The organism is Chitinophagales bacterium (assembly GCA_016787225.1).
Classification (GTDB): Bacteria; Bacteroidota; Bacteroidia; order Chitinophagales; family JADJOU01; genus CHPMRC01.
The window spans coordinates 42276-55537 of record JAEUUY010000030.1; the positions used below are offsets into that span (position 1 = coordinate 42276).

Sequence of the window (13262 nt, forward strand, 5' to 3'; positions counted from 1 at the left end):
CTTAACGTATAATCACCATTTTCCCCCATCCATCTTTAAAATATTGACCCAGATTCTTACTAGACTTATTAATGGATTTGAAATCATTTTCATCCATCATAGGGATATCCTCTCCGTTATTTTTCACAGTTACCTTATATAGATATACCCCATTGGCCAATAAATCGCCATATTGATCTTTGCCATCCCAGGCATATTGTGTTCGATTGACTCCTAATTTCAGTGGTCCTAAATCCTCTTTGAAAATTTCCTTGACCACTTGCCCACGAATACTAATTATTTGGATTTTTATAAAATCTGGAATCTTAGACCCTGTTAAGGTAAAAACAAATTGTGTGGATGTGGTAAAAGGATTAGGATAATTCATGAAATGAGATACCTGATTCTTGGTAATGACTTGGAATGAAATTTTATAATTAAAACTCCCATTGGGACTGCTACTATTGCCTGCTCTATCTCTATCTTTCACTATGAGCTGATAAGTGCCATCTACTAATGTAGGTTTATAATTAATCTCTGCTCTATTCATACTAGTGCTAGCTAAAGTATAACTGACGTCTGTTTGAGAAAAATGAATAGGTCTTTGGCTACCGTCAGGGTATCGCAAATAAAGATTTATCAATGAAGTATCATTTAATAATAAGTACTTGTTTTCATCCTTTAAAGATATTCTAATATTAGGAGAACTCGATACTAACTCATTATTAATAATATGAACACCATCGAAAGTCACATCGAGCAAGGGATTTTCTATATCTGATTTTACAAAAAAACTAGACTTGGTGAAATTATTTTGATCGTATTTTTCAATCTGATAATCAAAGTTGCTAGGATTTATCTCGTAGCTGACTAAGTTCAGACCTTCGAAATAATCATTCATTGACAAATTTCTTTCAATTAGTGAAAAAGTATTTCCAGCAATTGGTGCTGTTTTTCCAATGATTTGTTTGGATTGACTCCCTTGAGATATTGTTATCCTGTAACTTACAGAATCAAAGTTTTTAGAATTCAAAGTCTCAATTCCAAAGTTTAATTTCATAGTTTCGCCATTATCTATGGTATCCTTCATTTTTGGAATTAGATTCGCGGAATTATTCATCGCAATTTCACCAATATCTTCATAATAAATCCTCCAAAACTTTAATTGTGTAGGGGTTCTATTTATTTCATCCTTCGTGTTAAGTTTTAATTGAAGGTTTCTATAAGTATTCGAATTAATCCAATCAATATTGGTATCGAGCGTCAAGGAATTAAATGTCTTAAGTAATTCCCTTTGCTTATTTGCCCGAATACCGTAAAGCTCAATTGAATTGATATCTTGACTAGCCATCTCAGTAGGCTCAATTTTATAACTCAAGGTTTGCCATTTTCTGGCTGGTCCAGCACTTACTGATTCTTTGTACCCTTCTTTCCAACTTCCATTGATGAACATATCGCCTGTGGTAAAACCAGTATAATTGATGCCTAATTTTTGATATATGGGGAAACTAGGAGTATTTTTTCGATAGCCAAATATGAAGGGAGCAACCACTGTGCCATCAACTAATTGTTGCAAATTAGAAAACCCTGCGTTGAAAAAATAAGATTTCAAATCAGCACTCCACGCAGGATATACAGGACGTTTATTAGAATAGAAGATTAAATAATCGCCATCTGGCACTTGATTGATAAAGCTAAGCAATACAGTTGACCAAGGAGTATTAGGCATAGGGTGATTCGCAGGTGTTAAGCCTGTATCTTGAAAAACAAATCCCTCTCTAGGTAATCCTGGATATCCGAACTGTATGGAGCCATAGCTTCCCCAAATTCTGGAGCCATAGTTGGAGTCCATACTTTGTCTGGCTATTCCAGACTTGCCATCTATCCATATTACAAAAATTCCATTAGTCATTCGACCTGCTTCTCGCAAGACAGCCTGCCTTGCATTGTTTAAATACCATTCTGTATCATACACATTATTACTTCCATTAATTTTAAATGAAATGCTTTTGACATCATTGACAAATTGAAATCGACGTGTAGAATTAAGTATAATATTTTTATAGGTATTATCTAGATATTGATAATAGTGTGATTGATTCCAGCCCCCTAGAGGTTGATTTGGAATATACACAAAAGAAGAATTATTCCATCGATATCCTTGACCTGGCAATGAATCCTTACTTACTCTCCAATAATAGACCATTGAATCCTGAAACACCAAAGACGGTTGCCAAGAAATAATACTCTCATTAGTAGCATCCGATTTAAATGTCCTCAAAGATGTGCTATTAAAATCCTCACTTGTATCTATTTGGAAAACATAACTTCTTGTAGGTCTATTAATTAATGTAGACATGGCTATAAGCTTAGCCGTGTTGGTCGATACTATAGAGTATTCATAGGGAAATATTGGGATAATATCATCATTCTCAATTAATAAATTCCCTATGTTTTTAATTTCATTATTAGCCTCTGAAATTTCTGAATAGGTCTCATCAGCATCTATCTTTATATTAAATGAATTGATACCTAACCCGAAATTTTGATCTCTGATTGGGATACTTAATATAAAGGTATCCTTGAAAATAGGAGCTGAAACTATTTTCTCATATATAGCTGAATTTCCGTTATTAATTCGTTCTACTTTTACCTTTATATTGCCATTAATAGCCTTGCCCAAATTTTGAACAATAATTTTTATAGGAAAGGTGTCAATGGTTGTATTTAAATTATACGCAGGAAATATGACGGAACTTGCATCTATATAGTAGTCTGGTTTCGAATACTGTGTCATAGGTACCGAAGGATCACCATTGAGGTTAAACTCCATGAATGTAGTATTAAGATAATTTACATTACCACTAGACAATAGAGATGCACTCGCATTTTTAGCCACTTGTCCTATTGTCGAATTATAGCTATTCCTAGTTAATTGTTCATAAAAAGCATACCCGTATTGGTATAAGGCGGCATCTAATGCAGTATTGGTTGTAGCTATAAAGCCTATTGCGCCTTTATCCTTCAAATTAATAAAACTCTCAGAATACGATAAACCACCTCCATAGAAGAAGCCAGAATTACAACCGTTTGCCAAGAAAATTGGGTATTTGCCTTTATTAGTAAAGGTGGTAGGCTCTCCAATGCCCACATCAAATATCGTAGCGGAGGAGTGTCCAAAAAATGTAATAAGACCGACTCCATTATTTATTCTATTTGTTAAATCTACTGAGGTGACATCTTCTGAAATGTCTGGGCCATTTTTAAAAACTGAAAAAGCTTTTGATCCGTAAAGAGTGTCATTTGCTAAAGCTTCATAAGCTCTTAAATTAGCTCTGTAATCTGCTTGTTGTTCTGCTCCAGTTCCTCCACCTAAATGCACTACCCATTTCATGTATTCTTTCTTATTAGGGTTTTGGTCTAAATCAGAAGTTGCGTAATACTCCGCATTATACTCCTTGAGCTTATCCAAATAGTTTTTTACTGTTTGACCATTCGTAACAGCCAATCTACCAATGCCTAAGAATTGGATATCTGATCCATCCATAGTTCCATAATGATAATCTGACAGCGCATGACCGAAGGACGGTATGAAATTGTTATTATAATTTGCTCCTACAGAGCTAAACAAACTATTCGCTGCAAATCCTTTACCTACAAGCATTGCATGCTTGGGCTTTTCTCCACCCCATAATTGAGACCATTGAATAAATTTACGAATAGCTAAAGGGTGCTTTGGTTGACCATAACCAAAAAACTCTTGCAATTCGTCCGTGTAGGCGACCACTACTTGAAATGATCCACCTGCGACAGACTCCTTATACACTTTGTATTGCTGAATAATATCTGCTCCACTAGAGTCAAACTGCATAGCTCTATTTGCAATCAAAAGAAAATTTCCCCTCTGATTTAATAGATTAGAAAAATTATACTTGCTTATAGGTGGCAAAGTTAACAATGAAGCTTGATGAGCAATATGGAGTAAACTATTAGCACCTTGCATATTTGCTAGAAATCGATGCGAGGACGAGGCTTGATGAATCGCTCTCGTATTATTAATCAAATCATACAGCACTACTTCATTACTTGAATTATAATTTGAGATTTGAAAACGGACAGAACCAGAAGAAACAGGTAGTGAAAAACTAAATTGGTTCAATCCGCTAAAATTAAAATCTCTTGGATAAGTCAAGGAGGCAAAACCGAGACAATAACCATGATTGTTTGGTATAAGTGGAGTTATTGTCAAACTAGTCGAGTTCGATGTTATATTACTAGCTGCTACTTCCACATCAAAATTAACCAATGTACTTCCTGATGCATTTTGAGTTCCCACATTGATACCATTCATCTTAAATTCAAGATTATGGTTAGCTTCATTTCTAGCAAATAGTCTCGCCTTAAGCTTAGCGTTCAATCCAGCAGTGTTAATAAAACTAGGTGTTGTAAAATTTAAACTAGTATAAGCATTCGTTCCCCAGCCTTCACCAATGTCATATGAAGGTCTCACGGAATATTGAGTAGCCGAATAATACCATCTTCGACCATCGCTATAAGCCACTTTATATTGATTTAGAGCCAAACCAATACAATAATCAAGATAAGGGTTACTAATACTTGTCGTATCATTGGTTAACTGAATTATACGCAAATTAGACCCAGTTCTCAAAGTTAGGAAATAATAATTGGTATCTTTGAAAAGGCTGGCATAAGGATTTAAAACATGATTTGAATCAGCATACAATCTCTTATCTACATCTGCATCGAGTCTTTTGCCATAAAACTCAATAAAGTCTGCTGAATTAGGGGTACTAGTCCAAGAAAGATAAATAGGTACTTGTCTACCATTATTGTAAATGCAGATCTCACTAGCTGCAGCATTAGCTATTTCGGGACAATTTGTCTGAAGGAACGAATACGGAATTCTATAAATGCCCGTGACGGATAATGGAATTTTATAATGCGGTTTTGAAATATCAATCCACTCATGACCATAAGGTGCTTGACCATTTGTTATTAACCCTAAAATTGTACATATTAGAAGTAAAATTTTCTTCATAGGCCTAATCTAATTTTACTGGAACATTATCGGTATTGACCGGAGAGCTTGGATTAGATGGACTACTTTCTGGTGCAACATTTGGTCTGCTATATCTATCTTTTTTCTTGAATCTGTATGACAAGGAGAATACATGTGAGTACAGACCTATCCCTGCATTGGCTACATTGTTATAACTATAATCAATATCAAATTGATTGAGTCTAAAGCCTGCTCCAACAGAGGGAATAAAACTTAAATAATCTTCGCCGAGATCGTTCACTGCCTTCGTAAAATTATTCAATCCAAATCTTATAAAGGCAATGTTATATATTCCAAATTCCCCACCTAATGATACATCTGCGCTAACCGGACCTGGCAGAAGCACATTGCGCTTTTCTGTGAAAACTGTAATCTTAGCCATAGGAGAAAACTTTAATTGTTTACCATTACCAAATAAAAAATTATATTGACCACCAAAATGTATACTAGGCAAAGTTATCTCACTAGATGATGTTGGAATTTCATTACCTGTAGCAGCAAACACCTTTTTAGTAGAATCATCGAAAGAAAAATTCCAACTTGAAAAAGTAGTAGTAATATCCTGAAGAAAAACGCCAAAACTATACTTATCGGAAGTATATTGTGCTCCTGCATCTATCCCAAATCCCCAAGCGCCTGCAAAACTTCCATAATCGCGCTTTATAATTTTTACATTGCCTCCAAAACTCAATCCTTGAGTATCTCGTACTCTTTTACCAAAACTTAAAAAAAGCGCCATATCAGAAACGGAAAAAGAGCTTATTCTATCATAATTGATACTGCCGTCGGGGTTATACAATTGAATGGTATTGGGGATATTATCTATTCCGAAACGTATCAAACTAACTCCGATATTTTGCCGATACTTTAAAGGAAAAATCACGCCTGCATAATCAAAATTAGCAATACCAGCAAAATAGGAATTGTGCATAGCTGAAACTGCTACTCGATCGAACGCTCCGACTCCTGCTGGGTTATAAAAAACAGTAGCGGGGTCTGACTCTGAGCTTACCAGTGACCCACCTGTTCCCAGATACTTTCCTCCCACACCTATTTTCAAAAACTCATTAGAATATTTTCGAACAGCCTGACTGCTTAAATCCGAAAAACCAAAAATCAAGCACCAAATCAATAATAATCGCCTCACGCTATCTCTTTATGTTTAAGTATACTATCAAATACTTCATCAAAGTCAATCTCATTTTTCATCTTTCTTATGATCTCAGTAAACTTATCTACCATCAAATCATTGTATTCCCATTGGCTAATTTTCCCTGACACCATATGAAGCGATTTCACCAAATTACAATCAACTTTATAAAAATTTAAAAATCTTCTATTTAAAAATCTATTAAACGACTCCAAAAATACTTGAATATCGTTAATTTCTCCAATTATTTTGGTTAGGAACGAATTTAGGACACCAATATCAGCAACTTCTAAATGGTTATAAATTTCATAAACTATATTTGGGAAACGCTGAATAATTAAATGGTCCAAAATTAACTCGTATAATACATGTGATATCAAATACTTTCTTTTTAAATTAGATAAGCATGGATCCTTTTTCATTTCTTCCTCTATTCTCTGCATACCATGTTTAAAAAAGGTAGATTCGTGAAAGAATATATCATCACTATAATGAACTGTAATTCCTCTCCAAATTTCTTCCTCCTCTATAGAAAGTTTAGATACATCAAATCTTAAGAAAAATTTATTATGAAAATATGAAAAACGCGGAAATATATCCGGTAAAAGAACTCCTAAAGAAGAATACGCACTTTTATTTTCCAAAGAATAGAAGTGCGAGATATAATTCATCTTGTTTGAAACAGTTTTTTAATGTCTTATAACGAACATTTCGTCCAAAAATTGTCATCAGGACAAAGAGTGTGAAGATTAAAAGTATTATCTACAAGTTGAACTTCTTTTAGAAAATTTAGGGCTATTTCCAGTTTTGGGTAAGGAACATCCAATAAATAATTCCAATCCGTGTCTTGAATCCAGTTCTTCATATCTGACACTGAAAACTCAAAATAATTGGAAATATAATCGATAGAGTCTAGCGTATTTTGTTTGAATTTATAAGTGTAATCAGATACTAGTTTCAATAACTCAATCACTTTATCTTCATTTTCTCTTAATAAATCATCATGAACCACAATACTAAATGAAGCCCACGGAGTAGGAATTTCGTCAATTTTTCGCAATGTGCCACTATCTAAATAGGGCTTAGTCATAAAGCGCTCCCATAAAAAAAGCCTATTTGGATTATGATTAAACTCTTTGAGCGCACCAGAAAAATTTCCTACTTCTACAAAGTCTATATTTTTAGTTTCCCATCCTTGCCTTCGACATAATAAATATGCCATAAGATGTGATCCGCTGCCATATCTACTAATGCAGAAAACAGGGTTTACCGCATCTTCCAACTTAAAAATCGAAGAATTCTTGCCAGTATAAATACCCCAGTACAAAGGAGAATTGACATAGACTTGCACTATTTTCATCGGTGCTCCATCTGCTATAGCCTTAATTGCACCTTCGGTCAGTAGAATACCTATCTCGATTTGTTTTTCGCGTATTGCCTTGACTAGGTCACCTGTCCCACCTTTATAGTCTTTCCATATGAGTTCCATATTTTTAAGACTAAAAACTCCTTCGTCAATAGCCTTTCGTAAAGGAATATTAAAATGTTCAGGAACGCCACCAATATTGAAGTATGAGGTCATATATATCAGATCACAGCTTTCAGTTACAGTCACAGTATGACTATTTTACTGCGACTATAAACTGATTACTTTTTTAGTGACCCCGGAGGGATTCAAACCCCCAACCCTCAGAGCCGAAATCTGATGCGCTATTCAATTGCGCCACGGAGCCATTTTGCGAGTGCAAATATAATAAATATAAACCCGATTTATTCATTAGAATCTGACCCAATGAATAACGACGAGGAAAATGAATAATTATATCTTAAAGGGTATATTAATTGATAAAATTCGCATTTTTATACCATTTGTGGTATTAATTAATCAAAACATTGTATATTTGTACCATAAATGATATAAGTATGAAAGAAAATCTAACCAATTTAAGTTTACATATCAAACAAAAACGGAAACAAAACAAGCTAACTCAGCCAGAACTGGCTATGAAAGCTGGTGTAGGACTGCGGTTTGTTAGGGATCTGGAACAAGGCAAATTGTCCTTACGAATGGATAAAGTAAACGACGTACTCCGACTATTTGGCGAGGAATTAGGTCCAGTGCATATGAATAGAGAAAAATTATTAAATAAATAAATATGAATAGGAGTGGAAAAGTCTTATATAAAAATAAGTACTGTGGTATCATTTATGAAAATGAAGAGGGGTATTATTTTCAATATGATGAAGACTATTTAAAAGCTGAAAAATCAGAGCCAATTAGTATGACAATGCCACTGCAGGCTGAAACTTATGAAAGCAAAACGCTCTTTTCTTTCTTTGATGGTCTCATACCAGAAGGTTGGCTGCTCGATATAGTAGAAAAAAATTGGAAGATAAATTATAGAGATAGAATGGGTCTCCTGCTGACGTGCTGTCAAGATACCATAGGAGCTATAAGTGTAATCAAAAATGAAGAATTATAAGAAGAAATTTTTAGCAAGAAACCAAAACGCAGAGCGTGTAGAAGAGGCTGCTTTATTTTATGGGAGACGCTGTCTGCATTGCTATGAGCCATTGCATGAGCAAGATACCTACTTGCATCAAGCATGCAATAAACGCTTTTATGGACAGCTGCATACGCCACAATTAAAATATAAACTTTCAAATCTCCAAGACCTCGCGACACAAGTGATACAAAGTCAAATGGCAGTCACAGGCGTACAAGCGAAGGTATCGCTAAGTTTGCATCGAAAAGAAGATAAAAATTGGGTCAAAAAACTAACTATAGTAGGACTCTATGGCGACTACATATTAAAGCCACCTTCCGAGTTTTATAAGCAGCTCCCCGAGCTAGAGAGTGCGACTATGCATATGGCGAATGTATGCGGTATAGCCACAGTTCCGCATAGCCTTATCTATCTCGAGGATGGGACACTCTGCTATATAACTAAGCGTGTGGACAGAACACGTCAGGGTAAGCTGCATATGGAAGACATGTGCCAGCTCTGCGAACGCATGACCGAAGACAAATACAAGGGCAGTCATGAACAAGTCGCTAAGCTAATATTGAAATACTCCTCATCGCCACTTCTTGATGTCAGTAATTTTTATGAGCAAGTATTGTTTAGTTTCTTCACTGGAAATGCTGATATGCATTTGAAAAATTTTTCCCTCTTGGAAAAAGAAGGACAGGGTATGAGTCTCAGTCCAGCTTATGATTTAGTCCCAACTGCCCTAGTCAATCCCAAAGATCCTGAAGAGCTCGCCCTTACACTCAATGGCAAAAAGCGAAAATTGAACTACAATGACTTTCTCTCTGCCTTTGAGAATAGTGGACTTGGGAAAAAAGTTCTTGACAATACCCTCGAGTTATTTCAATACGCTCTACCTGAAATGAAAACCGTCATAGATAAAAGTTTTATGACTAGTGAACTGAAGTTAGAATACCAAAAAACTCTAAAGCATAGGTATAAGCAATTGGGGATAGGATAATATGTTTTTTTACTTTTAGTAATCACTAAAAACTTTTACTATAACTCAATTGTATATTTTGAGTCATGAATGGTTTGGTCAGATTTGAGAATAAGTCGGCGTTTAGCGTAAATCTATGAGTGACGTAGATATCTTTAATTAGTTTTAGCTTGGTGATAAACAAACCGTCAGCCACTGCATTATTCAAGAATCCTTGCTTATAATCACTCGATAGGGTCAAACGCCATTGAAAGTTTAGCCATTCCTTAATTTGTTTATCAAACCAAAGATTCAGTTCGACTCCTTCTTTACGGATGATTCCTTTCTTATATTGTCCACCAGCCAAGGTATCCGTAATATAAATGCCTTTGGAGCTAATCTCTGAATTAGTTACCCCATATAGCTCTGCAGAGAATGGCGATATAGAAATTCTAAAATCATCGTTTACATTATACTTAATCCCAGGAGCTAAATTAATGATAAAAGGGCTCAATGGAGAGCGAATACGACCTAGTCCTGTAATGTCAGCAAAATAATTACCATCAAAAGTATGAAATAGTGAAGTACTAAACTTTGTTATCAAATTAACATTCCACTTATTCTTTTCTGTAAAGCCTATAGACCAATCATGCAGCGTCATCAACTCATCTTGACCATTTTGAAAATGATTGGTATCTAACAGACCATCTTTCTGCACAGACCATACATAGTGCAGTTCATTAGATAGACTAATCTTTGAAGTTGGTTTATTGTATCTATGAGTAAAGTCTAAGCCAATATTAAATGCCAGTCCAGTTTTGTCTGGAGTACCTGCTGTATTATTCCATTCAAATATAGAACCTAACATTAACCCTAGGTTGGTATTAAACTGATGATATTTTTCCTTAGGTTTATCATTCATTGCAGTTTTGGTTGAGGTATCTGAAGGATAGATATTGGACGGTTCATAGCTATTTTTTGCGTGCAAACTATCTAGCGTTTGCTCTTTTAACACTATCTGATAATTTTTACCAAAACTATCCCTACAGAAAAGAGTTTTATGCTCACCTTTCATAACCATACTATCAATCTTATGAATCACGATTTGACTAGATAATTGAATGCTTGTAGCAAGGACCAAAAAAGTATATATTGTTTTTTTCATGAGTTTTATAAATTCTTAGTACATAATTAGCTTAATCATAGGAAGTGTTTCATCTCCATTGTTTGTGCAAGGGGATCCTAGACTCATAACACTAGCTATCATTGTCAGACTGCCGAATGAGCGAGGATAAGGAATTAGTGAACTACTTGGATGCTTGTAATGCAGAAAACTATGATGATAAGAAGGTGCAGGATTGGTCAAAGAAACAATAACAATATAGACATTCCCAGGAGTTAAAGTGACAGGAGTTGTCAGATTGTGCCATGCGAAATTTTGCATTACTTGACTTCCAGTATATACTAAAGTCATACCACCACTTGCGTTCACTTGTAGGATTTGAATCTTGTATGGATTATTAGTAGCGAAAGCACTATCATTTCCCTGAAATCCCACAGAACATAGTGTCTTGTTGGCTGTTACTGCAAAGTCGATTCTCTTTTCTACACATCCTGTGATGGACTCTATTTGATAGCCAAGCGAGCCTAGTCCGCTCCATATATTAGAAGTTTCATTGCTAGCATTATCCACGCATGGTGATGGCGGTAGAGAATTGGAGCAGGAAGTCAATACTAGCATATAACTTAATGCAAATACAACTGCCATGAGAAATAATTTGAATTTCAATTTGAACATAGAAAAAAATTAAATGGAAAAAAGCCTACTCGGTTATTTATACTCGTTTTTCGGCAGGGTCGAGCGAAGCAAATTACTTTAGAAGTGTTACATGACCGACATAATCATGCCTTCTTAAGCTAATTGACATGCGACCTTCTTTACCTTTGACTAATTTAAATTGTCCAGGTTTTATTACGATATTGCCATCTAAATTGCTAACTTTTAAGTCTGTTTTTAAAAGTTCACTTAACTTAGAATCTAACATAACGTTATGCGAAATTGTCAGTACATTTTTGTTCAACATTTTTGCAAATCGCTTGTGAAAATCTGCAGGAAGGGTCACTATAATGTCGCCATTTTCTGTTGCTTCAAAAATAAATAAATCCGAACGATTTATTCCTACTTCCATATACATTGTCTTGCACCAGTGCCAACCAGGATCGCAAATCATGGTTCCATCTGACTTATAATTTGGTGTTCCTTGCCCTGCCAAACCAAATCTCGGAGCTGCGAATACACTAACAATGGACACTGTTAGAAATACGATTAATGAATACAATTTTACTGTTTTTTTCATTTTAAATAATTTTTAGTTTAAAAAAGCCTACTCGATTATTTAAACTCGTTTTTCGGCGTGGTCGAGATTTACTTTAGATTTCTATTGTTTTGGCTTAATATCATGATTCATGTGTAATTCTTGCCTTCTAGGATTGCAATCTGGTGCTACCAAATTCCATTGCATTGTACCCCCACCTGGCTTATGTAGCATGGTACCATTGATATCTACAATTGATACATTGTAGGTAGCTCCTGTTGTAAGGTTCAAGCTTGGCGTATTATAGGTAGTACTAGCGATGGGGCCGAATTTTTGGTCATAACTGCCAAAATTTGTGACTCTAACCCATGCTCCAGTATTGCCAGTTGACTTAACCTCAACAAAGGTCGATGTCCCCAATCTCACATTACATCTAAATTTGATGGTTTCAACATTGAAGTTTTTGTTCAATGCAAATGAAAAAAGGAGAACTGAAGCTATTAATACTGTGATTGGCATGATAATTTTTTTCATAATTTGAAATTTAATATTTTGTAATTTTAAAATGTACCTACTCTGTTTATCTTGCTAAGAAACGATTTTCGGTTAACTCGATACACTTACTTTTACTTGGAGAGTTTTAAACCAGATTCATCATAGACTTCAAACTTAGGAACGCCAGCACCACTTGAATTTTTGGCAATTCCACTTACAGGATTATTAAACTTAACCCAAAAAAGGCCAGGTTGGCAATTATTTGAAAAACAATTTGGACTTGGTTCACTGGCTACAGACACTTTAAAACAATAAGTTTCTCCAACCTGAAACCATTTGCCCTGTAATGAAGGATTTGCCTCTGCTGCTACACAGTATGCATTTGACCCAAACTGGACATCACCAATTGCTTCATTACCAGTTTGAAATATATACCATTCCGTACATACATATTTTGGATTACTAGGAGGAATACCAGGAGCATTTACCTTAAAAACTTCGTAGGTAACTACAAATTTTTTTCCAGGACATAACTGCATAAGGTACTTGACATATGCTGAAAGTTTATTTTTAAACGCATTTGTGGGTTTAAACGTTAAGTAGTAAGGAGACAAAATGTTCCCTGGATTTTGTTCAGTCTTAAATAAATTTTGGTAGATATCATCCTTTATTATGGGAGGGCAACATGTGTTTGGATTTTGTGCTGAGGTGACTTGAATAAATAATACTGTTATTATAATTGCTAAATTTTTTTTCATTTCGTTAAAATTTAAAAGTTTAAAAATTTATTTTT

Annotated in this window: 12 protein-coding genes and 1 tRNA gene; 3 read left to right on the forward strand and 10 right to left on the reverse strand. The window is 34.9% G+C overall.

What is annotated here, in order from left to right; all coding sequences use genetic code 11:
• Position 1 precedes the first annotated feature (1 nt).
• The 5 genes from JNL75_11625 to JNL75_11645 all read right to left on the reverse strand — a co-directional run bounded on the left by JNL75_11625 (position 2) and on the right by JNL75_11645 (position 7942).
• Entirely contained in the window at positions 2-5038 is a 5037-nt protein-coding gene (locus tag JNL75_11625; GenBank protein ID MBL7790469.1) for a hypothetical protein, read from the reverse strand.
• Between the two features lie 4 nt (positions 5039-5042).
• Positions 5043-6206 (reverse strand): PorV/PorQ family protein, encoded by a 1164-nt coding sequence (locus JNL75_11630; protein ID MBL7790470.1) that lies wholly within the window; start codon positions 6204-6206, stop codon positions 5043-5045.
• Positions 6203-6853 (reverse strand): hypothetical protein, encoded by a 651-nt coding sequence (locus JNL75_11635; protein MBL7790471.1) that lies wholly within the window; start codon positions 6851-6853, stop codon positions 6203-6205. Before JNL75_11635 ends, JNL75_11630 begins: the two co-directional genes overlap by 4 nt.
• 53 nt (positions 6854-6906) lie before the next feature.
• On the reverse strand, positions 6907-7824 hold the full coding sequence (locus JNL75_11640; protein MBL7790472.1) for a hypothetical protein: 918 nt from the start codon (positions 7822-7824) through the stop codon (positions 6907-6909).
• A gap of 44 nt (positions 7825-7868) precedes the next feature.
• A tRNA-Arg gene (locus tag JNL75_11645) sits at positions 7869-7942 on the reverse strand.
• A gap of 160 nt (positions 7943-8102) precedes the next feature.
• Here JNL75_11645 and JNL75_11650 point away from each other — a divergent pair.
• The 3 genes from JNL75_11650 to JNL75_11660 are packed head-to-tail and all read left to right on the forward strand — an operon-like array spanning position 8103 to position 9701.
• Positions 8103-8363, forward strand: a complete 261-nt coding sequence (locus JNL75_11650; GenBank protein ID MBL7790473.1) for a helix-turn-helix transcriptional regulator — start codon at positions 8103-8105, stop codon at positions 8361-8363.
• 2 nt (positions 8364-8365) lie between these two features.
• Positions 8366-8692 (forward strand): HipA N-terminal domain-containing protein, encoded by a 327-nt coding sequence (locus JNL75_11655; GenBank protein MBL7790474.1) that lies wholly within the window; start codon positions 8366-8368, stop codon positions 8690-8692.
• Positions 8679-9701, forward strand: a complete 1023-nt coding sequence (locus JNL75_11660) for a HipA domain-containing protein (GenBank protein ID MBL7790475.1) — start codon at positions 8679-8681, stop codon at positions 9699-9701. Before JNL75_11655 ends, JNL75_11660 begins: the two co-directional genes overlap by 14 nt.
• A gap of 25 nt (positions 9702-9726) precedes the next feature.
• Here the strand turns inward: JNL75_11660 and JNL75_11665 are convergent, their stop codons facing one another.
• The 5 genes from JNL75_11665 to JNL75_11685 form a co-directional block, all read right to left on the reverse strand.
• A complete protein-coding gene (locus JNL75_11665; protein ID MBL7790476.1) occupies positions 9727-10824 on the reverse strand; it encodes a hypothetical protein in 1098 nt (365 codons plus the stop codon).
• A 15-nt stretch (positions 10825-10839) separates the two neighbouring features.
• Positions 10840-11427 carry a hypothetical protein gene (locus JNL75_11670; protein ID MBL7790477.1) on the reverse strand — a complete coding sequence of 196 codons (588 nt, stop codon included), beginning with the start codon at positions 11425-11427 and terminating at the stop codon, positions 10840-10842.
• 103 nt (positions 11428-11530) lie between these two features.
• On the reverse strand, positions 11531-12016 hold the full coding sequence (locus tag JNL75_11675) for a hypothetical protein (GenBank protein ID MBL7790478.1): 486 nt from the start codon (positions 12014-12016) through the stop codon (positions 11531-11533).
• A gap of 81 nt (positions 12017-12097) precedes the next feature.
• Positions 12098-12508 (reverse strand): hypothetical protein, encoded by a 411-nt coding sequence (locus tag JNL75_11680; GenBank protein ID MBL7790479.1) that lies wholly within the window; start codon positions 12506-12508, stop codon positions 12098-12100.
• 92 nt (positions 12509-12600) lie between these two features.
• The gene (locus JNL75_11685; GenBank protein MBL7790480.1) at positions 12601-13227 is read right to left on the reverse strand and encodes a hypothetical protein; all 627 of its coding nucleotides are present in this window, start codon (positions 13225-13227) and stop codon (positions 12601-12603) included.
• Between the last annotated feature and the right edge of the window lie 35 nt (positions 13228-13262).